20 protein-coding genes are annotated in these 24,174 nt (G+C 59.7%); 11 read left to right on the top strand and 9 right to left on the bottom strand.

What is annotated here, in order from left to right; genetic code table 11:
- Positions 1-71: 71 nt before the first annotated feature.
- The 3 genes from IE038_RS14780 to IE038_RS14790 form a co-directional block, all read right to left on the bottom strand.
- Positions 72-1,682 carry an ABC transporter substrate-binding protein gene (locus IE038_RS14780; protein WP_189395845.1) on the bottom strand — a complete coding sequence of 537 codons (1,611 nt, stop codon included), beginning with the start codon at positions 1,680-1,682 and terminating at the stop codon, positions 72-74.
- A gap of 254 nt (positions 1,683-1,936) precedes the next feature.
- Positions 1,937-3,562 (bottom strand): ABC transporter substrate-binding protein, encoded by a 1,626-nt coding sequence (locus IE038_RS14785; RefSeq protein ID WP_189395846.1) that lies wholly within the window; start codon positions 3,560-3,562, stop codon positions 1,937-1,939.
- 316 nt (positions 3,563-3,878) lie between these two features.
- Positions 3,879-4,592 (bottom strand): SIMPL domain-containing protein, encoded by a 714-nt coding sequence (locus IE038_RS14790; protein WP_163934064.1) that lies wholly within the window; start codon positions 4,590-4,592, stop codon positions 3,879-3,881.
- A 199-nt stretch (positions 4,593-4,791) separates the two neighbouring features.
- On the opposite strand from IE038_RS14790, the gene IE038_RS14795 reads away from it, so the two are divergent.
- From IE038_RS14795 to IE038_RS14810, 4 genes are all read left to right on the top strand, one after another.
- Complete coding sequence (locus IE038_RS14795; protein ID WP_189395847.1) at positions 4,792-6,051, top strand: ATP-binding protein; 1,260 nt, start codon at positions 4,792-4,794, stop codon at positions 6,049-6,051.
- On the top strand, positions 6,048-6,608 hold the full coding sequence (locus IE038_RS14800; RefSeq protein WP_163934067.1) for a response regulator transcription factor: 561 nt from the start codon (positions 6,048-6,050) through the stop codon (positions 6,606-6,608). The genes IE038_RS14795 and IE038_RS14800 overlap by 4 nt, the downstream gene beginning before the upstream one ends.
- 131 nt (positions 6,609-6,739) lie before the next feature.
- On the top strand, positions 6,740-7,681 hold the full coding sequence (locus IE038_RS14805; protein ID WP_163934069.1) for an AEC family transporter: 942 nt from the start codon (positions 6,740-6,742) through the stop codon (positions 7,679-7,681).
- Between the two features lie 51 nt (positions 7,682-7,732).
- Positions 7,733-9,106 carry an amino acid permease gene (locus IE038_RS14810; RefSeq protein WP_163934072.1) on the top strand — a complete coding sequence of 458 codons (1,374 nt, stop codon included), beginning with the start codon at positions 7,733-7,735 and terminating at the stop codon, positions 9,104-9,106.
- Positions 9,107-9,133: 27 nt separating this feature from the next.
- Here the strand turns inward: IE038_RS14810 and IE038_RS14815 are convergent, their stop codons facing one another.
- The 6 genes from IE038_RS14815 to gatC form a co-directional block, all read right to left on the bottom strand.
- Positions 9,134-9,511, bottom strand: a complete 378-nt coding sequence (locus tag IE038_RS14815) for a carboxymuconolactone decarboxylase family protein (protein WP_065759386.1) — start codon at positions 9,509-9,511, stop codon at positions 9,134-9,136.
- 10 nt (positions 9,512-9,521) lie between these two features.
- Positions 9,522-10,574: a calcium/sodium antiporter gene (locus tag IE038_RS14820; protein ID WP_498052848.1), complete on the bottom strand. Its 1,053-nt coding sequence runs from the start codon at positions 10,572-10,574 to the stop codon at positions 9,522-9,524.
- A gap of 52 nt (positions 10,575-10,626) precedes the next feature.
- Complete coding sequence (locus IE038_RS14825; RefSeq protein ID WP_163934075.1) at positions 10,627-10,998, bottom strand: septal ring lytic transglycosylase RlpA family protein; 372 nt, start codon at positions 10,996-10,998, stop codon at positions 10,627-10,629.
- A gap of 91 nt (positions 10,999-11,089) precedes the next feature.
- The gene (gene gatB / locus IE038_RS14830) at positions 11,090-12,535 is read right to left on the bottom strand and encodes an Asp-tRNA(Asn)/Glu-tRNA(Gln) amidotransferase subunit GatB (protein ID WP_163934078.1); all 1,446 of its coding nucleotides are present in this window, start codon (positions 12,533-12,535) and stop codon (positions 11,090-11,092) included.
- An 11-nt stretch (positions 12,536-12,546) separates the two neighbouring features.
- Entirely contained in the window at positions 12,547-13,998 is a 1,452-nt protein-coding gene (gatA, locus tag IE038_RS14835; RefSeq protein ID WP_163934082.1) for an Asp-tRNA(Asn)/Glu-tRNA(Gln) amidotransferase subunit GatA, read from the bottom strand.
- A 16-nt stretch (positions 13,999-14,014) separates the two neighbouring features.
- Positions 14,015-14,302 (bottom strand): Asp-tRNA(Asn)/Glu-tRNA(Gln) amidotransferase subunit GatC, encoded by a 288-nt coding sequence (gene gatC, locus IE038_RS14840; RefSeq protein WP_065759404.1) that lies wholly within the window; start codon positions 14,300-14,302, stop codon positions 14,015-14,017.
- Positions 14,303-14,505: 203 nt separating this feature from the next.
- Here gatC and mreB point away from each other — a divergent pair, with 203 nt between their 5' ends.
- The 7 genes from mreB (at position 14,506) to IE038_RS14875 (ending at position 24,173) form a co-directional block, all read left to right on the top strand.
- On the top strand, positions 14,506-15,543 hold the full coding sequence (gene mreB, locus IE038_RS14845; protein WP_008371426.1) for a rod shape-determining protein MreB: 1,038 nt from the start codon (positions 14,506-14,508) through the stop codon (positions 15,541-15,543).
- A 193-nt stretch (positions 15,544-15,736) separates the two neighbouring features.
- Positions 15,737-16,747, top strand: a complete 1,011-nt coding sequence (gene mreC / locus IE038_RS14850) for a rod shape-determining protein MreC (RefSeq protein ID WP_229775674.1) — start codon at positions 15,737-15,739, stop codon at positions 16,745-16,747.
- The gene (mreD, locus tag IE038_RS14855; RefSeq protein WP_163934540.1) at positions 16,747-17,235 is read left to right on the top strand and encodes a rod shape-determining protein MreD; all 489 of its coding nucleotides are present in this window, start codon (positions 16,747-16,749) and stop codon (positions 17,233-17,235) included. The genes mreC and mreD overlap by 1 nt, the downstream gene beginning before the upstream one ends.
- Positions 17,236-17,269: 34 nt before the next feature.
- A complete protein-coding gene (locus IE038_RS14860) occupies positions 17,270-17,875 on the top strand; it encodes a Maf family protein (RefSeq protein WP_163934543.1) in 606 nt (201 codons plus the stop codon).
- A gap of 85 nt (positions 17,876-17,960) precedes the next feature.
- Positions 17,961-19,418 (top strand): ribonuclease G, encoded by a 1,458-nt coding sequence (gene rng / locus IE038_RS14865; RefSeq protein WP_163934546.1) that lies wholly within the window; start codon positions 17,961-17,963, stop codon positions 19,416-19,418.
- Positions 19,419-19,506: 88 nt separating this feature from the next.
- On the top strand, positions 19,507-23,322 hold the full coding sequence (locus IE038_RS14870; protein ID WP_163934549.1) for a YhdP family protein: 3,816 nt from the start codon (positions 19,507-19,509) through the stop codon (positions 23,320-23,322).
- Positions 23,322-24,173: a carbon-nitrogen hydrolase family protein gene (locus IE038_RS14875; protein ID WP_163934551.1), complete on the top strand. Its 852-nt coding sequence runs from the start codon at positions 23,322-23,324 to the stop codon at positions 24,171-24,173. The genes IE038_RS14870 and IE038_RS14875 overlap by 1 nt, the downstream gene beginning before the upstream one ends.
- Position 24,174 lies beyond the last annotated feature (1 nt).

Raw genomic sequence — 24,174 nt, forward strand, 5'->3', positions numbered from 1 at the left:
TTTTTATTGACCGCCCAGCCTCGTGAGCCGGGCGGTTACTGCGGTGGGACAGGGCGGTATGAGCCCGGCGGTCAATCCACGCTGACACCTGAGAAGTTGTTGCGACCGAACGGGCTGACCTTGAAACCCTCGACCTTGGCACTGAGCGGCTGATTGACGGTCGAGTGGGCGATTGGCGTGATGGGGACCTGTTGCTTCAGGCGCTGCTGGGCCTGTTTGTACAGGGCGGTACGCTGTTCGCGGTCGGTGATGGTCTTGGCCTTTTTCACCAGCGCGTCATACTCTGGATCGCACCACATCGAGTAGTTGTTGCTGCCAATCGCGTCGCAGCTGTACAGCGTGCCCAGCCAGTTGTCCGGGTCGCCGTTGTCGCCCGTCCAGCCGATCAACGAGATGTCGTGTTCACCGTCCTTGGTGCGTTTGAGGTATTCCCCCCACTCGTAGCTGACAATCCGGACCTTGAAACCGACCTTGCCCCAGTCGGCCTGCAGCATCTCGGCCATCAACTTGGCGTTGGGGTTGTAGGGGCGTTGCACGGGCATGGCCCACAGGGTGATTTCGGTTCCTTCCTTGACGCCCGCTGCCTTGAGCAGTTCGCGAGCTTTTTGTGGGTTGTACCCGGCGTCCTGAATGGTCTCGTCATACGACCATTGGGTCGGCGGCATGCTGCCGGCCGCAGGCAGCCCGGCCTGTTGGTAGACCGCATTGACGATGGCGGGCTTGTTCACCGCCATGTCCATCGCCTGACGTACCTGGAGTTGATCGAAGGGCGCATGACGGACGTTGTAGGCGATATAGCCAAGGTTGAACCCCGGCTTTTCGATGACCTGCAGTTTCAGGTCCTGCTTGAGTGCGTCGAGGTCGGCCGGGCGCGGGTTCAGGGTGACCTGGCATTCGTTCTTGCGCAGTTTCTGGACACGTACCGAAGGATCGACGTTGATCGAGAAAATCAGGCGTTCGACCTTGACCTGGCTGGGGTCCCAATAGGCCTTGTTGGCCCGGTAGCGGATCTGCGAATCCTTTTGGTAACGCTGGAAGACAAAGGGACCGGTACCAATGGGCTGCTGGTTGATATCGCTCGGTCGCCCGCTGCTGAGTAACTGGTTGGCATACTCGGCGGAGAGGATCGATGCAAAGCTCATGGCCATATTCTGGATGAACGCGGCATCGACGCTGTTGAGGGTGAACGTGACGGTATGTGAGTCGAGCTTTTCCACCTTGGCGATGTTCTGGTCCAGGCTCATGCTCACGAAGTAGGGAAACTCGGTAGGGTAGGCCTGGCGAAACGGATGGGCTTTGTCGAGCATGCGCTGGAAGGTGAACAGCACGTCGTCGGCGTTGAATGTGCGGCTGGGAGTGAAGGCCTTGTTGCTGTGGAACGTGACGCCTTCACGCAGGTAGAAGGTGTAGCGCAAACCGTCTTTGGATACCTCCCAGTGGGTCGCCAGCGCGGGTTTGACAGCGGTACTGCCGCGTTCGAATTCCACCAGACGGTTGTAGATCGGCTCGGCCGCGTCGTTGTCAGTGGCGCTGGTGTACTGGGCGGTGTCGAAACCTGCCGGGCTGCCTTCCGAGCAGAATACCAGGGTGCCCTTGGCTTGAACCTGAGTAGCCAGTGCCAGGGGGGGCTGGGTCAGCAGGCCAAGGCCGAGCAAGGTAGCAAATACGGGGTTGTATCGCATGGCGGTCCCTTTCCTTTCTTCTTGTTGAACAGGTCGATTGCATGCAGTCGGCCATGAGCTCACGCCTGGCCAGATGCACCATCGACGTTAGGGGCGCGGGGGGCATTCAGGAAGGTAAGAAAGCGGAGGGGGTAAGTAGGATGTTTCTGATTGATGAGTAGGCTTCGTCTTGACGAAGAGCCAGAAAAAATAGGGGGTATTTGCCACAGGCTGGCCCCGGCACGCCACCTGGCATTGGCCGGGGCACTCCCTGCCTACTGGCTGATGCCAACTCCGTAGAAGGCATTCAAGGCGAACGGGCTGATCTTGAAGCCTTGCACGGTTTTACGCATGGGTTGGTAAACCGTTGAGTGCGCGATAGGGGTAATCGGTACCTGGTCCTTGAGGATGTGCTGTGCTTGCTTGTACAGCGCGGTACGTTTGGCTTGGTCAGTGGTGGCCTTGGCGTCTTTGATCAGCGCGTCGTACTCGGCGTTGCACCATTTGGAAAAGTTGTTGCCGTTTATCGCATCGCAGCCGTAAAGCGTGCCCAGCCAGTTGTCCGGGTCACCGTTGTCGCCGCTCCAGCCGATCAGCATGGCGCCGTTCTCACCTGACTTGGCGCGCTTCATGTACTCGCCCCACTCGTAGGTGACGATCTTGGCCTTGATGCCGATTTTGGCCCAGTCCGATTGCAGCATCTCGGCCATCAGTTTGGCGTTGGGGTTGTAGGGACGTTGAACCGGCATGGCCCACAGGGTGATTTCGGTGCCTTCCTTGATGCCGGCTTCCTTGAGCAAGGCCTTGGCTTTTTCCGGGTCATAAGGGGTGCTCTTGATCGTGTCGTCGTACGACCACTGGGTTGGAGGCATGGCGTTGGCTGCCTCCTGGCCGGCGCCCTGATAGACCGAGTCGATGATCTGCTGCTTGTTCACAGCCATGTCCAGGGCCTGGCGTACCTTCAGTTGAGCCATCGGGTTGGGCTCATTGCTGCCCTTGATCTTGTCCATCACGTTATAGGCGATGTAACCCAGATTGAAGCCGGGTTGATCGGGCATTTGCAGGTTCGGGTCGCTTTTCAGTGATTCAATGTCCGCCGGGCGCGGGAACAGGGTGACCTGGCATTCGTTTTTCTTCAGTTTCTGCATGCGCACCGAGGCGTCGGTGGTAATGGCAAAGATCAGGTTGTCCAGCTTCACGTCCTCGGGCTTCCAGTAGTCCTTGTTGCCCTTGAAGCGGATCTGGGCGTCTTTCTGGTACTTGCTGAACACGAAGGGGCCGGTGCCGATCGGCTTCTGGTTGATATCGGCGGGTTTACCTTCCTTGAGCAGTTTGTCGGCGTACTCGGCTGACTGAATCGAGGCGAAGCTCATGGCCAGGTTCTGGATGAACGCAGCGTCTACGGTCTTGAGTGTGAACTTCACCGTGTGGTCGTCGAGTTTCTCGAGCTTGCTGATGTTCTTGTCCATCCCCATGTCGGTGAAGTAGGGGAACTCGGTGGGGTAAGCCTTACGGAACGGCATGTTGGGGTCGAGCATGCGCTCAAAGGTAAACAGCACGTCGTCGGCGTTGAACGTCCGGCTGGGTTTGAAGTAATCGGTGGTATGAAACTTCACGCCCTCACGCAGGTGGAAGGTGTAGCTCAGGCCGTCTTCGGAGACATCCCAGCGGGTGGCCAGGCCTGGAACAACCGCAGTACCGCCATGCTCGAATTGTGTCAGGCGATTGAAGACTGTCTCGGCTGAGGCATCGAAGTCGGTTCCGGTGGTGTACTGGCCGGGGTCAAAGCCTGCCGGGCTGCCTTCGGAGCAAAATACCAGGTTGCTCGCAGCGTGGCTGAGCGGGGCGTTGGAGAGCAGGCCTGCGCCTAGAAGAAACGGAATGACTGCATGTTTAAGCATGGTGGCCTCATTGTTGTCATTTTTGATCTGAGGGCGGCCTTGTGAGCCGGCCTGCCGGATACTTAAGCAGGCCACATTGCCAATGCAATATTCAGCGTACGGTGCAGGGGGAAATTGTGGAACGATCGTACATGTGTGTCGCGTTTTTATAACTATTTTTGTGGTTTAACGATTAATCGAGAATGTTTATGTGAATTTACGATGATTTCGTGTAAGTACGGCGGTGAATTGCCAGCCTGTAATGCCCGTAGGGATCCGGAGCAATCAACCGCAAGCGCAGCGTGGCGAGTGCGCATGGCCACGCTGCGTGTTGATATCAGGGCATTTGCACTTCGATTGTGCCGTCAGCATTCATGCTGACCTGGCTGGTGCCGGCTTCGACTTGCGGGCTCGGCGCAACTTCGGCATCCATGCTTGCCTTCATCATCATGACCGGGCCACGGGCATAGGGCTGTGGATAGCCACTGCTATTAAGGTTCAGGTTGAGTACTTTGTAGCCCTTGCCGCCCAGCGCTTCGGTCGCCAGTTGGGCGCGGCTCTTGAAGGCGTTGACGGCATCCTTGAGCAGCGCATCTTCACTGGCTTTGCGGGTGGCTGGAGCGATGGCGAAATCCATGCCGGCCATTTTCAGGTCTTGCAGCAGTTCGCCTGTCAGCTTCGAAAGCGCCGGGAAGTCGGTGCTTTCCAGGCGCAGTTCGGCGCGCTCACGCCAGCCGGTGATTTTCTGGCCTTTGACATCGTAAATGGGGTAGCTGTTGCGGCTGCCCTGGCTGATCTTGATGTCCTTGACCGCGCGTGCCTGCTCCAGGGCCTTGTTCATGGTGCGGGTCATTTCGGCTGCGAGTTTGCCCGGATCGGCATTCTGCGATTCGCTGTACAAGGTTACGCTCATCAGGTCGCGAGCCACTTCCTTGCTGACTTCTGCGCGTAGCGACACTTGGTTGTAGCGAGGTTCTTCAGCCAGCGCCGGGAGGCTGGTCAACAGACCGACGGTCAATAGCGCTGCTGTACTGCGACGAGGTGTATACATGTGGAGCTCCTTGAAAAAGGCGTGGTCGATGGTCATCCATTTTCACGCAGACCCTTAAGACCCTTGGCAGTGTAGTGGGGTTCAAAAATGCCAGGATCGGGCGTTAAAAAACTGTGGTGTGTTGCCGCATCGCTGCAGACCAGGCCCTACCTTCGGTATACTCGCGACGATTCACCTGGAGCACTCATCAGGAGAGCTCATGCTCGCCCCCGTACAAATACTCTCTGCTACCCGTCAGAACCTCTGGCGCCTGACGTTCATCCGCATCCTGGTATTGGCCGCGCAGGCCGGTTCCGTGGCCGTTGCCTATTGGACTGATCTGCTGCCACTACCCTGGTTATCGCTGGTCATCACCCTGGGCCTGTCGATGTTGCTCTGTGCATTCACGGCCTTGCGCTTGCGCCTTTCCTTGCCGGTCACCGAGCTGGAGTATGCCTTTCAACTGGCCTGTGACCTACTCATCCACAGTGCCCTGTTGTATTACTCCGGGGGGTCGACCAACCCCTTTGTCTCTTACTACCTGGTACCGTTGGCCATCGCTGCCGTGACGTTGCCGTGGGTCTATTCACTGATTCTGTCGGGCATTGCGCTTATCGCTTACAGCTTGTTGCTGGTGCAGTTCTATCCGCTGGAAACCTTTCCGGTTGCGCGGGAAAAAATGCAGATATACGGCATGTGGCTGAGCATCGCACTGGCTGCAGCGGTGATTACCTTTTTCGCCGCGAAGATGGCCGAGGAGCTGCGCCGTCAGGAGCAGTTGCGCGCCCAGCGTCGTGAGGAAGGCTTGCGCGACGAGCAGTTGCTGGCTGTCGCCACGCAAGCGGCGGGTGCCGCCCATGAGCTGGGAACGCCACTGGCGACGATGAGTGTATTGATCAAGGAAATGCGTCAGGACCATTCCGACCCGCTACTGCAGGAAGACCTGCAAGTGCTGCAGGATCAGGTCAAACTGTGCAAGGAAACCTTGCAGCAGTTGGTGCGCGCCGCTGAAGCCAATCGGCGCATGGCCGTCGAAGATCAGGATGTCACGTTCTGGCTCGATGAGGCGTTGAACCGGTGGCACTTGATGCGCCCAGAGGCCAGCTACCGCTTCCAGCGGCTTGGCCAAGGCAGCATACCGCGTCTGGCGCCACCTCCGGATCTGACCCAGGCGCTGCTGAATCTGCTCAACAATGCAGCCGATGCGTGCCCGGACGGGCTTGAAATTCATCTGGACTGGGACGCCCAGGACATCGTGATCAACATCCGTGACCATGGCCCCGGTGTGCCGGTCGCCATCGCCGAGTCGATCGGGAAACCCTTTTTTACCACCAAGGGCAAGGGCTTCGGCCTGGGCCTGTTTCTGAGCAAGGCCAGCGTCACGCGTGCTGGCGGCTCGGTAAAACTCTATAGTCATGAGGAAGGCGGTACGCTGACCGAGCTACGCCTGCCGCGTGATGCGCGAGGAGATCAACAATGAGTGATGAAACCCAGGTCGAAGGCGAAGAACTGCCGCACCTGTTGCTGGTGGATGACGATGCCACCTTTACCCGTGTGATGGCGCGGGCCATGAGCCGTCGCGGTTTTCGTGTGAGCATCGCCGGTTCGGCCGAAGAAGGGCTGGTGCTGGCGCAGCAGGACATTCCTCACTACGCGACGCTGGACCTGAAGATGGAAGGCGACTCGGGCCTGGTGCTGTTGCCCAAGCTGCTCGAGCTCGACCCGGAAATGCGCGTGGTCATCCTGACCGGCTACTCGAGCATTGCCACCGCGGTTGAGGCCATCAAGCGCGGGGCGTGCAATTACCTGTGCAAACCCGCCGACGCTGATGATGTGCTGGCTGCACTGTTGTCCGAGCATGCAGACCTGGACAGCCTGGTGCCGGAAAACCCGATGTCGGTCGACCGCTTGCAGTGGGAACACATTCAGCGGGTGCTCACCGAGCATGAGGGCAATATTTCTGCGACCGCCCGGGCACTGGGCATGCACCGTCGTACCTTGCAGCGCAAGCTGCAAAAACGCCCGGTTCGTCGCTGAGGCGTTTGGGTTCTCCGGGGAGGGGCAGGCGTGCAAAATGGCACAAATGTCTGCAGTGCCGGCGGCTACATCCTCCCTGCGCTGGCGTATCATTAGCCCCCTAACGACAGCCTGCCAACGGAACCGCCTGCATGCTCGCCCTCTTTTTCCAGACGCTGAACATCACGGCGCCTGTTTTTGCGATGTTGTTCATGGGGGTGCTGCTCAAGTGCATTAATGCCATCAACGACGGTTTCATCCATACGGCTTCGTCGCTGGTGTTCAACGTCTGTATGCCGGCGTTGTTGTTCCTGGGTATCTATCACGCGGACCTGAGCGCCGCGGTCAAGCCTGGCCTGTTGCTGTACTTTGTGATTGCGACGCTGGGCGGTTTTGCCCTGGCCTGGGCCTATGCCCTGTGGCGTTGCCCGCGTGCAGACCGTGGTATCTATACCCAGGGTGCGTTTCGTGGCAACAACGGGGTCATTGGCCTGGCGTTGGCGGCGAGTATGTACGGTGACTATGGCATCTCGCTCGGTGCAGTGCTGGCGGGCCTGGTGATCTTGCTTTACAACTCGCTGGCGGCGGTAGTTCTGGCGGTCTACAGCCCCAGCACCAAGTCTGACCCGTGGAGCATTTTCAAGAGCATTTTGCGCAACCCGCTGATTATCAGCGTGCTGTTGGCCACCCCAATGGCGTATGGACAGGTGCCATTGCCGAACTGGTTACTGACATCCAGTGACTATGTGGCGCAGATGACGCTGCCGTTAGCGTTGATTTGCATCGGTGGCACCCTGTCACTGGCCTCGCTGCGTAACAGCGGCAAGCTGGCTATCAGTTCCAGCCTGTTGAAAATGGTCTGGTTGCCGATGATCGGGACTGTCGGTGCGTGGTTCTGGGGGTTCCGGGGGGCCGAGCTGGGCATCCTCTTCCTGTACTTCGGTAGCCCGACGGCTGCCGCCAGCTATGTCATGGCCCGTGCGGTCAACGGTAACCACGAGTTGGCAGCATCGATTATCGTGATCACTACCGTGGCGGCGGCGCTGACGACAAATATCGGCATCTTCCTCTTGCAGTGGGGTGGCTGGATCTAGATCCTGTCACAAAATAATTCAAACGTTGCCTGACCTGTCCGAGGACATTCCATGCAAGACGAGATCACGTCCGAACGCTTGCACCGTGGGCTGAAGAATCGCCATATCCAGTTGATCGCCTTGGGAGGTGCCATTGGTACTGGCCTGTTTCTCGGCATTGCCCAGACCATTCAACTGGCGGGACCATCGATCCTGCTGGGGTATGCGATTGCCGGGCTGATCGCCTTTTTCATCATGCGCCAGTTGGGCGAGATGGTGGTCGAGGAACCGGTATCCGGAACGTTCAGCCACTTTGCCCATCGTTACTGGAGCGAGTTCGCCGGATTCATGTCTGGCTGGAACTATTGGGTGCTCTATGTGCTGGTGGGCATGGCCGAGCTGACCGCCGTGGGGATCTACATCCAGTACTGGTGGCCAGGCTTTCCGACCTGGGCCTCGGCAGCCGTGTTCTTCGTGCTGATCAATTTGATCAACCTCAGCCAGGTCAAGGTCTATGGCGAGATGGAGTTCTGGTTCGCCTTGATCAAGGTCGTGGCCATTGTCAGCATGATCGCCTTCGGTGGCTGGCTGTTGTTCAGTGGTAACGGTGGCCCGGATGCCAGTGTGGCCAATCTGTGGCAGTACGGCGGCTTCTTTCCCAATGGCCTGACCGGATTGTTGATGGCCATGGCGGTGATCATGTTTTCGTTTGGTGGCCTGGAGTTGGTCGGTATTACCGCTGCTGAAGCTGACAACCCACGCTACAGCATCCCGCGAGCGACCAATCAGGTGATCTACCGCATCTTGCTGTTCTACATCGGTGCGCTGGCAGTGTTGCTGTCGCTCTACCCATGGCAGAAGGTGGTGCAGGGCGGTAGCCCCTTCGTGATGATTTTCCATGCGCTGGACAGCAACGTTGTGGCCACCATACTCAACCTGGTAGTGCTGACGGCTGCGCTGTCGGTGTACAACAGTTGTGTGTACTGCAACAGTCGCATGCTGTTTGGCCTGGCAACACAGGGTGATGCACCGAGACGCTTGCTCAAGGTCAACGCGCGGGGTGTGCCATTGGCTGCGTTGGGCGTGTCGGCCGTGGCCACGGGCTTGTGTGTGCTGATCAACTATGTGATGCCGGCCAAGGCCTTTGAGCTGCTGATGGCGCTGGTGGTGTCGTCACTGGTGATCAATTGGGGCATTATCAGTATTACCCACTTGAAGTTTCGCCGGGCCAAGCAGGCTGCCGGGGAAACCACTTTCTACAAAAGTTGGGGCTACCCATTGACCAACTACATTTGCCTGGCCTTCCTGGCCCTGATTCTGGTGGTGATGTACTTGACCCCGGGCATCAATATTTCAGTGATGCTGATTCCGGTGTGGTTGGTACTGTTGCGGTTGGCCTTCTGGCTGAAAAAACGCAACCAGAAGGCTACCGCCGTCGCCAACTGAGGTCCTCTAGGGAAGGGGAGTGATTGATCAGCCCTGCTGGTAGCTGTCGATCACTTCCTGGGCCGCACGGAATGCGTCGATCGCTGCCGGAACGCCGGCATAGACCGCACAATGCAGCAACGCCTCGCGAATCTCTTCGACTGTACAGCCGTTGTTCAAGGCGCCGCGCACGTGGCCCTTGAGTTCCTGCGGGCACTTCAATGCGGTCAGCGCGGCCAGGGTGATCAGGCTGCGCGTTTTCAGCGGCAGGCCCTCGCGACTCCAGACGCTGCCCCAGGCGTGCTCGTTGACGAACGCCTGCAACGGTGCGGTGAAATCGGTAGCGTTACCCAGTGCGCGATCGACGAAGGCGTCGCCCATCACTTGGCGGCGGACCTGTTCGCCGCGTTTCTCGCTGTCACCCATCGTGTTCTCCTTAGTGTTGACGGCGCCAGGCTTGCAGGCTGGTGTACAGCAACGTCAGCGCAAGCACCGGCAGGACATAGAACAGCATCAATCGCTCAAGCTTTGTCGCCAGCGGCATGCCGGTGGTGAAGGCCACCACGTGCAGACCATAAGCCAGGTACAGGCAGAGAAATACCAGACCTTCGGCGCGAGTGACCCGGTAGCCGGAGTAGAACACTGGCAGGGTCAGGGCTGCGACGCCGAGCATCACGGGCAAGTCGAAGTCCAGGGCATTCGGGGAAATCGACAAGGGGGTCGGTGCCAGGACGCTGGTCAGGCCCAGCACGGCCAGCAGGTTGAACAGGTTGCTGCCAATGACGTTACCCACGGCAATTTCCCGTTCGCCACGCAGGGCGGCGATCAGTGAGGTGGCCAATTCCGGCAGTGAAGTGCAGACGGCAACTACCGTCAGCCCAATAATGCGTTCGGATAGCCCCAGGTCGACAGCCACCTCGACCGAAGCTTCCAGCAGCCAATGCCCGGCCAGGCTGAGCAGGCCCAGGCCGGTAGCCATCAGCAACAGGCTGTTGAGCCAGAAGCCTGCGCTGCGCTGCGGTCTGGGTCCAGGCGCCGGGTAGGTGCGCGCCTGGTGCCGGGATTGATGCCAGAGCAGGCTCAGGTACGCGACCAGCCCGCAGAGCAGCAGGGCGCCCTCCAGGCGGCCAATCTGTTCATTGAGCGCTAGCAGATAGACCAGCAGGCTGGCACCGATCATCAGGGGGATGTCCAGCCTTACCAACTGGCGGGAAACCCGCAGGGGAACAATCAGTGCAGCCAGGCCAAGGGTTACCAGCACATTGAAGATGTTGCTGCCGATCACACTGCCGACGGCGACGTCTGGTGCGCCGCTGTAGGCCGCTTGCATGCTGACTGTCAGTTGCGGTGCGCTGCTGCCGAAGGCTACCAGGCTAAGGCCGATGATCAGTGGCCTGACCTGCAGGCTTGCGGCCATGCGCAGGGCGGCTCGTACCAGCAGCTCGGCACCTGCGATCAACAGCAGCAGGCCGCTGATCAGTTGCAGCAGGCTCAAGGTCGGTAATGCGGCCAGGTCAAAAATGGTCGTGCTCCCTCAACGGTCAATCGCTAAGACCTTGTACCCGTACGCGCGCAGTTCCGCTACGGATCATGCCAAGTTGTTCGGCGGCAGCACGGGAGAGATCGATCAGTCGGCCCCGTGTGTGCGGGCCCCGGTCGTTGACACGCACCACCACGCTGCGATTGTTACTCAGGTTGGTGACGCGAACCTGTGTACCGAAGGGCAGGCTGCGGTGAGCGGCGGTCAGGGCGCGTTGATTGAAGGGTTCGCCACTGGCTGTGCGCTTGCCATGGTGGCGGGAGCCGTAATAGGAGGCCATGCCACTTTCATCGTAACCGCGTGGGTCGATGTCGTGGCTGGCACAGCCGGCAATCAGGGTGAACAGTGCCAGGGCACTAAGCGGACGCCACATGAATCAGATACTCCGAGGTGTGCGCTTCGCTGGCAAGGCTGGCGCCTGCAAGGGATGAGCCTTGCAGGAACCAGTCTTGCCGACGATGCAATTACCCTTCGAGCTTGCTCTTGAGCAATTGGTTCACTTGCTGCGGGTTGGCCTTGCCTTTGGAGGCTTTCATTGCCTGGCCGACGAAGAAGCCGAACATCTTGCCGCGCTTGGCTTCGTCAGCGGCGCGGTACTGTTCGACCTGCTCGGCATTGGCTGCCAGCACTTCGTCCAGCACTTTCTCGATCGCCCCGCTGTCGGTGACTTGCTTCAAGCCGCGGGCTTCGATAATGGTGTCGGCATCGCCTTCGCCTGCAGCCATCGCCTCGAAGACCATCTTGGCGATCTTGCCGCTGATGGTGTTGTCGATAATGCGCGAGAGCATGCCGCCCAGTTGTGTGGCGCTGACCGGCGACTGTTCGATTTCCAGGCCCAGCTTGTTCAGCAGGCTGCCCAGCTCGACCATGACCCAGTTGGCGGCCAGTTTGGCGTCGCCGCATACACGGACCACCTGCTCGAAGTAATCCGCCTGTTCACGGCTGGAGGCCAGCACGTTGGCATCGTAGCTGGAGAGGCCGAACTGGTTCTGGAAGCGTTCGCGTTTCTGCGGTGGCAGCTCAGGCAGGGTCGCGCGGGTGGCTTCGAGGAAAGCTTCTTCGATGACCACCGGCAGCAGGTCCGGGTCGGGGAAGTAACGGTAGTCGTTGGCTTCCTCCTTGCTGCGCATGGAGCGGGTTTCGTCTTTGTTCGGGTCGTACAGGCGGGTTTCCTGAATGACCTTGCCGCCGTCTTCGATCAGTTCGATCTGGCGCTGTACTTCGCTGTTGATCGCGCGCTCGATGAAGCGGAACGAGTTGACGTTCTTGATCTCGCAGCGGGTGCCGAACTCGGTCTGACCTTTTGGCCGAATCGATACGTTGCAGTCGCAGCGCAGCGAGCCTTCGGCCATGTTGCCGTCACAGATGCCCAGGTAGCGTACCAGTGCATGGATTGCCTTGACGTAGGCTACGGCTTCCTTGGCGCTGCGCATTTCCGGTTCGGAGACGATTTCCAGCAGCGGAGTGCCCGCACGGTTCAGGTCGATGCCGGTGGCGCCACTGAAGTCTTCGTGGAGGCTCTTGCCCGCGTCTTCTTCCAGGTGCGCGCGGGTGATACCGATGCGCTTGACGGTGCCGTCTTCCAGGGCGATGTCCAGGTGGCCCTTGCCGACGATCGGCAGCTCCATCTGGCTGATCTGGTAACCCTTGGGCAGGTCAGGATAGAAGTAGTTCTTGCGGGCGAACACGTTCTGCTTGCCGATTTCAGCATCGATCGCCAGGCCAAACATGCAGGCCATGCGCACGGCTTCCTGGTTCAGCACGGGCAGTACGCCGGGCATGCCCAGGTCGATCAGGCTGGCCTGGGTGTTCGGCTCGGCGCCAAAGGTGGTGGCGCTACCGGAGAAAATTTTCGACTGGGTGGCGAGCTGGGTGTGAATCTCCAGCCCGATAACAACTTCCCATTGCATGTGTATATCCCTCAGAAGCCGTTAGGTGCGCGGGTGTGCCAGTCAGTCACTTGCTGATAGCGGTGCGCGACGTTGAGCAGGCGGCCTTCCTGGAAATACGGGGCGAGCAATTGCACGCCAACCGGCAGACCTTCGACGAAACCGGCCGGCATCGACAGGCCCGGCAGGCCCGCGAGGTTGGCGGTGATGGTGTAGACGTCTTCCAGGTATGCCGCAACCGGATCGTTGTTCTTGGCGCCAATCTTCCAGGCCGGGTTTGGCGTGGTTGGGCCGAGAATCACGTCGACTTCGTTGAAGGCAGCCATGAAATCGTTCTTGATCAGCCGGCGGATTTTTTGCGCCTGCAGATAATAGGCGTCGTAGTAGCCAGCCGACAGGGCGTAGGCACCGACCATGATCCGGCGCTGTACTTCGGCACCGAAGCCTTCGCCGCGCGAGCGTTTGTACAGGTCGGTGAGGTCCTTCGGGTTCTCGCAGCGGTAGCCGAAGCGTACGCCGTCGAAACGCGACAGGTTGGAAGAGGCTTCCGCAGGTGCGATCACGTAGTAGGCCGGAATGGCGTGCTGCATGTTCGGCAGGCTGACTTCCTTGATGACCGCGCCGAGCTTCTCCAGCTCCTTGACGCTGGCCTGGACCAGGTCCGCAATGCGTGGATCGAGGCCGGCGCCGAAGTACTCCTTCGGCAGGCCGATGCGCAGGCCTTCAAGGGAGGCATTCAGAGTGGCGCTGTAGTCGGGCACAGGCTCATCGATGCAGGTGGAGTCCTTGGCATCGAAGCCTGCCATGCCTTGCAGCAGCAGTGCGCAGTCTTCGGCCGTGCGGGCCATCGGGCCGCCCTGGTCGAGGCTCGAGGCATAGGCGATCATGCCCCAGCGCGAAACGCGGCCATAGGTTGGCTTGAGGCCGGTCAGGTTGGTCAGTGCGGCAGGCTGGCGGATCGAACCGCCGGTGTCGGTGCCTGTAGCGGCTGGCAGCAGGCGTGCGGCGACTGCGGCAGCGGAACCCCCGGAGGAGCCACCTGGGACGTGCTCAAGGCTCCACGGGTTCTTGACGGCGCCGTAGTAGCTTGATTCGTTGGCCGAGCCCATGGCGAACTCGTCCATGTTGGTCTTGCCAAGCGTGACGGTGCCGGCTTCGGCCAGCTTGCTGACAACGGTGGCGTCGTACGGTGCCTTGAAGTTGTCGAGCATCTTCGAGCCGCAGCTGGTCCGCACGCCTTGGGTGCAGAACAGGTCCTTGTGGGCGATGGGAGCGCCGAGCAGGGCACCGGTCTCGCCCGCCGCACGCCGTGCGTCGGCGGCACGGGCCTGGCTGATAGCCAGTTCTTCGGTGATGCTGATGAAACTGTTAAGTTGTGGGTCGAGTTGCTGGATGCGCGCCAACAGCACGCGGGTCAGCTCTTCGGAAGAAAAACGTTTGTCGGCGAGTCCGCGGGCGATCTCGGCCAGGGTCAGTTGATGCATGGCAGGCTCTTTTCCCTTACTCGATGACTTTCGGAACCAGATACAGGCCGTTTTCGGTCGCCGGAGCGATGGCCTGGTACTGATCGCGATGGTTGCTTTCGGTGACTACGTCAGCGCGCAGGCGCTGGCTGGCCTCCAGCGGATGGGCGAGCGGTTCGATGCCGGTGGTGTCGACGGCTTGCATCTGGTCAACCAGCCCCAGAATACTGTTCAGGGCATCAGTGGTGCGTGGCAGATCGCTTTCATTCAGGCCCAGGCGGGCCAAATGGGCAATCTTTTCCACGTCGCAGCGTTGAAGCGCCATGGGAATCTCCAGGGAAACAAAAAAACGGATTTCATCCGTGATGAGGAACATGCCGGCAATTTTACGGTCATACAGCCGCGATCATGTGCTGGCTTGCTCGGAAAAACTGCCAATTTAACATATTGGCGCCTTGCCCAAAATCCCCGCCGTTGTTAGAGTTTGCCGCACTTTTTTACCCACGCGTTGCCTAGGGTCACTTTCCCATGTTCAAGAAACTGCGTGGCATGTTTTCCAGCGATCTTTCCATCGACCTGGGCACTGCCAACACCCTTATTTACGTGCGTGAGCGCGGTATCGTCCTGAATGAGCCCTCGGTCGTGGCCATTCGTACTCACGGCAACCAGAAAAGTGTCGTCGCTGTCGGTACCGAAGCCAAACGCATGCTGGGCCGTACGCCCGGCAACATTGCTGCCATTCGTCCGATGAAGGACGGCGTCATCGCCGACTTCAGCGTTTGCGAAAAAATGTTGCAGTACTTCATCAACAAGGTTCACGAAAACAGCTTCCTGCAGCCCAGCCCTCGTGTGCTGATCTGCGTGCCGTGCAAATCGACCCAGGTCGAGCGCCGTGCCATTCGTGAGTCGGCGCTGGGCGCCGGTGCTCGTGAAGTGTTCCTGATCGAAGAACCAATGGCTGCGGCTATCGGTGCGGGCCTGCCGGTTGAAGAGGCACGCGGTTCGATGGTCGTCGATATCGGTGGTGGTACCACTGAAATTGCATTGATCTCCCTGAACGGCGTGGTTTATGCCGAGTCCGTGCGTGTGGGCGGCGATCGCTTCGACGAAGCCATCGTGACCTACGTGCGCCGTAACTACGGCAGCCTGATCGGCGAATCCACGGCCGAGCGCATCAAACAGGAAATCGGTACCGCTTATCCGGGCGGCGAAGTCCGTGAAGTCGATGTACGCGGCCGTAACCTGGCAGAAGGTGTTCCACGTGCCTTCACCTTGAACTCCAACGAGGTGCTTGAAGCCCTGCAGGAGTCCCTGGCGACTATCGTCCAGGCGGTCAAGAGCGCGCTGGAACAATCGCCACCCGAGCTGGCCTCGGACATCGCCGAGCGCGGCCTGGTGCTGACCGGTGGTGGCGCATTGCTGCGCGATCTGGACAAGCTGCTGGCCCAGGAAACCGGCCTGCCGGTCATCGTCGCCGAAGATCCGCTGACCTGTGTTGCCCGTGGTGGCGGTCGTGCGCTGGAGATGATGGACAAGCACACCATGGACCTGCTCTCCAGCGAGTGATCTTGCCGGCAGCCTCCCGATGTGTGGTTTACAGGTAGTGCCGAGGGTGCTACCTGTATGCGGTTGTCGGCGCCGTCAGGCGCCGCAACGCGTTAAACCACCAGTCGGCGGATGTGTTGCCGTATGATTGACCTCCTGAATAGTCGCCCACGAGGAACGGCCCATTAAACCGCTTTTCGCCAAAGGCCCTTCACTGGGTGTTCGCTTGCTCGTGCTGGTGGTGCTTTCGGTCGCCCTGATGGTGGTCGACGCGCGCTTTTCGGTGTTGCAGCCGGTGCGCCAGCAAATGTCGCGGGTACTGATCAAGGCCTATTGGGTTACCAACCTGCCGGAACAGTTCTGGGAGGGGATTTCCAATCAATTCGGCAGCCGTGCCGAGTTGATGGCCGAGAACGAGAAACTCAAGACCGAGGCGCTGCTACTGCAAGGTCGTTTGCAGAAGCTGGCTGCGCTGACGGAACAGAACGTGCGTTTGCGCGAGCTGCTCAATTCTTCGGCACTGGTTAACGAAAAGGTCGAGGTCGCCGAATTGATCGGTATCGACCCTAACCCGTTTACCCACCGTATTCTGATCAACAAGGGCGAGCGTGATGGCGTCGTGCTAGGGCAGCCTGTACTCGATGCGCGCGGCCTGATGGGGCAGGTGGTTGAGCTGATGCCTTATACGGCCCGTGTGCTGCTGCTCACCGATACCACCCATAGCATTCCAGTGCAGGTCAATCGCAATGGCTTGCGTGCCATTGCCAGCGGTACCGGCAACCCGGAACGCCTTGAGCTGCGCCACGTAGCCGACACCGCCGACATCAAGGAAGGTGATCTGCTGGTCAGTTCCGGCCTCGGTCAGCGTTTCCCGGCCGGCTACCCTGTCGCCACGGTCAAGGAGGTCATTCACGACTCTGGCCAGCCTTTCGCTATTGTCCGTGCGGTGCCAACGGCGGCCCTCAATCGTAGCCGCTACATGCTGCTGGTGTTCAGTGACAGTCGTTCTCCTGAACAACGTGCCACCGAGGCGGCCCAGGCCCAGGAAGCCGCTGACCGGCAGAAGTCCGCGGCGCCAGGTGATGCCCCGGCAGCGGCAATGCCCGCGCCGGCCACGCCTGCTGCCACGGCACCTGTTGCAGCTCCTGCCGCCACTGCTCCCGCACCCGCGGCACCGGCCCGTAGCTCTGGCGCTGCGCCGGTCAACTCCCGGGAGAGACACTAATGGTTAGTACCCGCAGCAGGAATGGCTGGGTCATTTGGCTGAGCTTCGTGATTGGCATACTGCTGAGCGTTGCGCCGATGCCAGAGGGTTCCGATCACTTGCGGCCTTTGTGGCTTGCGCTGTTACTGGTGTTCTGGACGCTGACGCTGCCGCACAAGGTTGGAATGACCACGGCCTTTGTACTTGGCCTGGCTTCCGATGTGCTGTGCGGCACCCTGTTGGGGCAGAATGCGCTGGTGCTCACCCTGATCAGTTTCCTGATTCTTTCGCTGCAGCAGCGGTTGCGCATGTTCCCTATGTGGCAACAGAGCCTGGTGGTGCTGGTGATTTTTGGTCTGGCGCAGCTGGTTCAATTGTGGCTCAGCGCACTGACCGGCAACCGTCAGCCGACTCTTGCCTTGCTCTGGCCAGCCGTTGTCAGTGCCTTGCTCTGGCCCTGGATCAGCTACGCCTTGCAAGGCTTGCGTCGCCGACTCAGCATCCACTGATTCCACTGCCCGCCATTGACAGGGAGACGTCAAAATGACCCCGCTGTACCTGGCCTCTGGCTCGCCACGCCGACGTGAACTGTTGACCCAGATTGGCGTGCCATTCACGACCATCAGTGCCTCTATCGATGAAACTCCCTTGGCCGATGAGCCTGCGCGCGCCTATGTCGAGCGTTTGGCGCGTGGCAAGGCATTGGCCGGGTTGGCAATGCTCGCGGCCACGGAGGCCCATGCCCCGTTGGCTGTGCTGGGGGCTGATACCGCGGTAATTCTGGATGGGCAGATCCTGGGCAAACCGCAGGACCGCGCTGAAGCGATGACGATGCTCGCTTCGCTCTCCGGGCGAGAACATGACGTGTTGACCGCTGTCGCCATTACCGATGGGACTCGCTGTGAAAGCGTGTGTGTTGCTAGCCGCGTCACGTTTCGTTCGATCAGCCCGGCCGAAGCGCACGCCTATTGGGACAGCGGCGAGCCCCATGACAAGGCCGGTTCTTATGCGATCCAAGGCCTGGGTGCGGTGTTTGTGCAGAGCCTGAGTGGCAGTTATTCAGCCGTCGTCGGCTTGCCACTGTGTGAAACGGCCGCACTGCTGGAGCGGTTCGGCATTCCTTGCTGGCAACGCCTCCAGACCCGTTGAATGAGGATGCGCTGAAGCTGCCCGTGCTCGCCAGCCTTCCATGAGCGAGCCATCATTACCTGAACACCTTTGACGAGAGCCAGCCATGAGTGAAGAGATTCTGATCAATATCACGCCGATGGAATCACGCGTGGCGGTGGTGGAAAACGGTGTCCTGCAAGAGGTGCATGTCGAACGTACCCAGCGCCGCGGTATCGTTGGCAACATCTACAAAGGCAAAGTGGTGCGTGTACTGCCGGGCATGCAAGCGGCGTTCGTCGATATTGGTCTGGAGCGCGCAGCGTTCATCCATGCGTCGGAAATCTCCCTGCGTGAAGGCCCATCGGTCGAGACCATCAGTGCGTTGGTGCATGAGGGGCAGAGCCTGGTGGTGCAGGTAACCAAGGATCCCATCGGTTCAAAGGGCGCTCGTCTGACCACTCAGCTGTCGATCCCTTCGCGTTACCTGGTGTACATGCCACGCACCAGCCATGTTGGCATTTCCCTGAAAATCGAAGATGAAGCCGAGCGCGAACGCCTCAAGCAGGTGGTCAGCGATTGCATCGCCCAGGAAAATATCAAGGACGCAGGGGGCTTTATCCTGCGCACTGCTGCCGAAGGTGCTGGCGCTGACGAAATTCTCATGGATATCCGCTATCTGCGCAGGCTGTGGGAGCAGATCGGCAATCAGATCAAGACGGTAGGGGCGCCTACCGTGATTTATGAAGACCTGGGCCTGGCCTTGCGTACCTTGCGCGACCTGGTGAACCCGAAAATCGAGAAGATTCGCATCGACTCTCGGGAAACGTTCCAGAAAACCACGCAGTTTGTCGCTGAGCTGATGCCGGAAATCGCTGATCGGCTGGAGCATTACCCAGGAGAGCGTCCGATCTTCGACCTTTATGGCGTCGAGGATGAAATCCAGCGTGCCCTGGACCGCAAGGTGCCTTTGAAGTCCGGTGGTTATCTGGTGGTGGACCCGGCCGAGGCGATGACCACCATTGATGTCAACACGGGTGCTTTCGTCGGTCATCGCAACCTGGAAGAAACCATCTTCAAGACCAACCTTGAGGCTGCGACCGCCATCGCCCGGCAACTGCGCCTGCGCAACATCGGCGGGATCATCATTATCGACTTCATCGATATGGAAGACGAAGAACACCAACGGCAGGTGTTACGCACCCTGGAGAAGCAGCTCGAACGTGATCACGCCAAGACCAATATCATTGGGATCACCGAGCTTGGCCTGGTGCAGATGACCCGTAAACGTACCCGAGAAAGCCTCGAACAGGTGCTCTGCGAGCCCTGCATCAGTTGCCACGGCCGTGGCAAGCTGAAAACCCCTGAGACAGTCTGTTACGAGATTTTCCGGGAAATCCTGCGTGAGGCTCGTGCCTATCAGGCTGAAGGTTATAGAGTGTTGGCTAACCAGAAGGTGGTGGATCGGCTGCTGGATGAAGAGTCCGGCAATGTTGCCGAGCTTGAGGCTTTCATCGGGCGCACGATTCGCTTTCAGGTCGAGTCGATGTATTCCCAGGAACAATACGATGTGGTGCTGCTCTGATTCGCTTTTGTTGTTCATTTGAGCTGTGGTTGCTGGCAAAGCCAGTAGTCCGGGCCATAGTTAAAGCTCGACTCGGGGAGACATCGACATGGAACGTCTGACGCGCGTTCTGATCGCATTGACTCGCTGGGGCTTGGGCGGTTGCGCCTTGCTGACAGTGCTGGTTGCGCTTTATGTAAGCCTCGGGCGGCAGTTGGTGCCGCTTGTGGCCGAGTATCGAAATGAGGCTCAGGACAAGGCCGAGCAGGCGTTGGGCATGCCTGTCCACGTGGGCGGCCTGGAGGGGCGCTGGAGCGGGTTGGCGCCGGTCCTGGTGGTGCGTGATGTGCAATTGGGTGATGGCCCGCATGCCTTGCGCCTGGATGCAGTCAAGGTCGTCCCCGATCTCTGGGCGAGCCTGGTAGGGCGTCAACTGCGCATTGCCCAGATTGAGTTGGGCGGCTTGCAGGTGAGCCTGCATGAAGACGAGAACGGTCGCTGGACGCTGAAGGGATTGCCGATCAGAGAGGAGCAGCCGCTCGACCCTGAGCAGATACTGACCCAGCTCCAGGTGGTCTCGAAAGTTTCCTTGTTCGACAGTCAGGTCACCCTGGAGCCGTTTCAGCGAGACCCGACAACCCTCACCTATGTCAACCTCGGGCTACAGACTGGCAGTGTCCGTCAGCGCCTTGATGCGCGCGTGACCCTGCCCGACGGTCAGCCACTGACCTTGAGCCTGAGTAGCCGTATTCGTCCGGCGCAATGGCGCGACGCGCAAGTGGACGCTTACCTGAGCCTGCCCCAGAGCGATTGGGCCAAATGGTTGCCACCGAAATGGCTGGGGCAATGGAAGGCCGAACGCCTGCATACTGGCGGAGAGGTTTGGCTCAACTGGTCGCATGGCGAGGTGAACAGTGCGGTCGTGCGCATGAATGCGCCGCAGGTGCGCGGTGCTTACACTGGGCGCAAAGCCATCACGTTGGAGAACCTGGCACTCAACGTGTGGTTTCAGCGTAATGAGCATGGCTTCAACGTGGTCGCGGACTCACTGGCCATGAGCCTCGGGGAAACCCGTTGGGAGTCTCGTGTTCAACTGCATCAGTTGGCCGCGACCGAAACATCCGAGGAGACCTGGTCGATTCAGGCCGATCGCCTGGACCTTGACCCGCTCACGCCGTTGATCGATGCCTTGGCGCCTCTGCCAGAGACCATGATGGCTGTGGTCAATGGCCTCAAGGTCAGCGGTGGGCTGCGCAACGTGCAGTTGGACATCAGGCCAAAGGCCAGTGGTGATCAGCGCCTCAGTTTTGCTGCCAACCTTGATCGTGTGGGATTCTCGGCTTACCACGGTGCCCCGGCGGCAGGCAACGTCAGTGGCAGCATCAGTGGTGATCTCGGTCATGGTGAATTACGCCTCGATACCGATGCCTTCATGCTGCATCTCGATCCTATCTTCGCCAAACCATGGCATTATCAGAAAGCCAATGCACGCTTGACCTGGCGCCTGGACCAGGACGGCTTCACCCTCATCGCGCCTTACCTGAAGGTGCTGGGGGAAGAGGGCAAGATTGCCGGTGATTTTCTGATTCGCCTGCTCTTCGACCCCGCGCTTGAGGACTATATGGACTTGCGTGTTGGCCTGGTCGAGGGCGACGGTCGCTACACCGGCAAGTACCTGCCTGCAGTCTTGAGCCCTGCGCTGGATGAATGGCTGCGCACGGCGATTCTCAAAGGTGCGGTCGATGAAGGCTATTTTCAGTACCAGGGTTCGTTGAACCACGGCGCAGCCCCTGAGGCACGGAGCATCAGTCTGTTTTTCAAGGTGCACGACGCGGCCCTTGATTTTCAGCCCGGCTGGCCAACGGTGCGTAATGTCGACGGTGATGTGTTCATCGATCATGCCGGCGTGCGGGTCAAGGCCCGTAGCGGGCAGTTGCTCGATACCCAGGTCAGCAACGTGATGGTGGATATTCCCCACGTTGAGAGTGGCGAACACAGCCACCTGTACCTTGATGGTGCGTTTTCCGGCGGGCTTGGCGACGGCCTGAAAATTCTTCAGGAAGCTCCTATTGGCACCGGACCGACCTTTGCGGGTTGGGAGGGTGAGGGCAGCCTGACGGGCAAGCTCAAGCTGGATATTCCGCTGGTGAAAGGGCAGCAGCCGAAGGTGCTGGTGGACTTCAGCACGGCAGATGCGCGCCTCAAGATCCGGGAGCCCGCGCTGGAGTTGAGCCAGCTCAAGGGCGATTTTCGCTTTGATTATGACAAAGGCCTGAGCGGCCAGGCTATCGCGGCTCGGGCGTTCGATAAGCCCATCACCGCGCAGATCTTCGCCGAAGGCAAGCCTGGTCAGCTGCAGACTCGCGTCGCTGCCAAGGGGCAGATCGGGCTTAAGGCGTTGACCGACTGGTTGCAGTTCAATCAAGCCCTGCCGGTGTCTGGCGAGCTGCCTTACGAACTGCAGCTCGCCTTGGGCAGCCGCAGTAATCAACTGTCAATCAACTCCACCCTCAAGGGGCTGGCAATCGATTTGCCTGCGCCCTTCGGCAAAGCGGCCTCAGAGGTGCGTAACAGCCAGTTCAGGATGAACTTGCAAGGCCCTGAGCGTCGTTACGATGTGGACTACGCCGACCTTGCCAACCTGGCGTATGCCTCGCCGGTTGGCAAGCCCGGTCAAGGGCGTGGTGAATTGTTGTTTGGTGAAGGCAGCGCCCAATTGCCATCGGCCCAGGGGCTGCGGTTGAGTGGCAGGCTGACTGAGCTGGACCTGGCGCTTTGGCAGAAACAGTTGGAACGTTATGCCGGAAGCGACCCTGGCGGTAGTGCTCGGCAAACCCTCCAGAGTGCTGATTTGAGCATCGGGCAGGTCAAGGCGTTCGGTCTTGATCTGAATCAGGCGGTAGTGCGTGTGAGCCGCAGCAATGACAGTTGGGGTGTGCGCCTGGACAGTAAGGAGGCAATCGGCAATGCGCGTCTCCCGGATAACCAGGCGCAACCGATTACCCTTAATGTGCAGACCATTCATTTGCCGCCAGCTAACCCTGATGAGGTCACTGACCCAGACGCACCAGACCCCTTGGCCACGGTTGATCCCCGCAAAATACCGGCAATCGACTTGACCATCGGCAAACTGTTCCAGGGTGATGATCTGTTGGGCAGTTGGTCGCTGAAGCTGCGGCCCACGTCCAAAGGCGTGGCGCTGAAGGATCTGGACCTGAACCTCAAAGGCTTGATGATTGATGGCAACGCCGGTTGGGAAGGTGTGCCAGGGGCGAGCAGCAGTTGGTACAAGGGGCGACTGGAAGGCAAGGACCTGGCAGATGTCCTCAAGGCCTGGAAGTTTGCGCCGACCGTGACCAGCCGCGATTTTCGTCTGGACGCTGACGGTCGTTGGCCGGGTTCGCCGGCCTGGGTAGGCCTCAAGCGGTTCTCCGGTAGCCTTGATGCGTCGCTACGCAAGGGCCAGTTCGTTGAGGTGGAGGGTGGCGCGCAAGCGCTGCGGGTGTTCGGCCTGCTCAACTTCAACTCGATAGGGCGGCGCTTGCGTCTGGACTTCTCCGACTTGCTTGGCAAAGGTTTGAGTTACGACCGGGTCAAAGGCTTGTTGGTCGCCAGTGAGGGGGTCTATGTGACGCGTGAGCCGATTACGGTGACCGGTCCCTCAAGTAATCTGGAGCTCGATGGCACGCTGGATATGGTGAGAGACCGAATCGATGCCAACCTGTTGGTGACGTTGCCGGTAACCAACAACCTGCCATTGGCGGCCCTGATTGTTGGTGCTCCGGCCATCGGCGGCGCGTTGTTCCTGGTTGATCGCCTGCTGGGTGATCGAATGGCACGTTATGCCAGTGTGCACTATCGCGTCGAAGGCCCGTGGAAAGAGCCTAAGATTAGCTTTATCAAACCTTTCGAGAAGAACCGTTGATGAAGGCAGCCGTGATTCAGATGGTCAGCCAGAGCGATATTGCCGATAACCTGGCCCATGCGCATACGTTGCTTGAGCGTGCAGCCCAGGGCGGTGCGCGGCTGGCCGTCCTGCCAGAGAACTTTGCAGCCATGGGGCGCCGCGACAGTGCAGCGATGGGGCGGGCAGAAGCACTTGGCGACGGTCCGATCCTGCCGTGGTTGAAACAGACCGCGCGTGACCTCAAGTTATGGATTGTGGCGGGTACCGTGCCTTTGCCGCCGGTCGGTCAGCCTGACGCCAAAGCCAATGCCTGTTCGTTGCTGATCGACGATCAGGGACAACAGGTGGCGCGCTACGACAAGCTGCACCTGTTCGATGTCGATGTGGCCGACAACCGAGGGCGTTATCGTGAATCGGATGACTATGCCCATGGAAATCAGGTAGTCGTGGCCGACACGCCGGTGGGGCGGCTGGGACTCAGCGTTTGCTATGACCTGCGCTTTCCAGAGCTGTACAGCGCCTTGCGCGAGGCCGGTGCCGAGTTGATCAGTGCGCCAGCGGCGTTCACCGCTGTCACCGGTGCTGCGCACTGGGAGGTGCTGATCCGTGCCCGGGCGATCGAAACGCAGTGCTATGTGTTGGCCGCCGCTCAGGGCGGAACTCATCCTGGCCCGCGAGAAACCTTTGGTCATGCGGCGATCGTTGATCCATGGGGGCGCATCGTCGCCGAACAGGATACCGGCGAAGCCGTGCTGCTGGCCGAACGCGACAGCAGCGAACAGGCGTCCATTCGGGCGCGGATGCCGGTGGCCTTGCACCGGCGCTTTTTCTCGCAGGACGCCTTGCGGCCTGCGTACACCTCGGAGTGAC

The organism is Pseudomonas laurentiana (genome assembly GCF_014648275.1).
Taxonomy (GTDB): Bacteria; Pseudomonadota; Gammaproteobacteria; order Pseudomonadales; family Pseudomonadaceae; genus Aquipseudomonas; species Aquipseudomonas laurentiana.

Bases quoted from the DNA above. Each gene is read 5' to 3' on its own strand.
- gatB (WP_163934078.1), bottom strand. From the start codon at position 12,535: ATGCAATGGGAAGTTGTTATCGGGCTGGAGATTCACACCCAGCTCGCC.
- mreD (WP_163934540.1), top strand. From the start codon at position 16,747: ATGGTTAGTACCCGCAGCAGGAATGGCTGGGTCATTTGGCTGAGCTTC.
- gatA (WP_163934082.1), bottom strand. From the start codon at position 13,998: ATGCATCAACTGACCCTGGCCGAGATCGCCCGCGGACTCGCCGACAAA.
- IE038_RS14860 (WP_163934543.1), top strand. From the start codon at position 17,270: ATGACCCCGCTGTACCTGGCCTCTGGCTCGCCACGCCGACGTGAACTG.
- IE038_RS14785 (WP_189395846.1), bottom strand. From the start codon at position 3,562: ATGCTTAAACATGCAGTCATTCCGTTTCTTCTAGGCGCAGGCCTGCTC.
- mreB (WP_008371426.1), top strand. From the start codon at position 14,506: ATGTTCAAGAAACTGCGTGGCATGTTTTCCAGCGATCTTTCCATCGAC.
- IE038_RS14870 (WP_163934549.1), top strand. From the start codon at position 19,507: ATGGAACGTCTGACGCGCGTTCTGATCGCATTGACTCGCTGGGGCTTG.
- IE038_RS14810 (WP_163934072.1), top strand. From the start codon at position 7,733: ATGCAAGACGAGATCACGTCCGAACGCTTGCACCGTGGGCTGAAGAAT.
- IE038_RS14815 (WP_065759386.1), bottom strand. From the start codon at position 9,511: ATGGGTGACAGCGAGAAACGCGGCGAACAGGTCCGCCGCCAAGTGATG.
- IE038_RS14800 (WP_163934067.1), top strand. From the start codon at position 6,048: ATGAGTGATGAAACCCAGGTCGAAGGCGAAGAACTGCCGCACCTGTTG.
- IE038_RS14805 (WP_163934069.1), top strand. From the start codon at position 6,740: ATGCTCGCCCTCTTTTTCCAGACGCTGAACATCACGGCGCCTGTTTTT.
- IE038_RS14795 (WP_189395847.1), top strand. From the start codon at position 4,792: ATGCTCGCCCCCGTACAAATACTCTCTGCTACCCGTCAGAACCTCTGG.
- IE038_RS14780 (WP_189395845.1), bottom strand. From the start codon at position 1,682: ATGCGATACAACCCCGTATTTGCTACCTTGCTCGGCCTTGGCCTGCTG.
- IE038_RS14825 (WP_163934075.1), bottom strand. From the start codon at position 10,998: ATGTGGCGTCCGCTTAGTGCCCTGGCACTGTTCACCCTGATTGCCGGC.
- IE038_RS14790 (WP_163934064.1), bottom strand. From the start codon at position 4,592: ATGTATACACCTCGTCGCAGTACAGCAGCGCTATTGACCGTCGGTCTG.
- IE038_RS14875 (WP_163934551.1), top strand. From the start codon at position 23,322: ATGAAGGCAGCCGTGATTCAGATGGTCAGCCAGAGCGATATTGCCGAT.
- gatC (WP_065759404.1), bottom strand. From the start codon at position 14,302: ATGGCGCTTCAACGCTGCGACGTGGAAAAGATTGCCCATTTGGCCCGC.
- rng (WP_163934546.1), top strand. From the start codon at position 17,961: ATGAGTGAAGAGATTCTGATCAATATCACGCCGATGGAATCACGCGTG.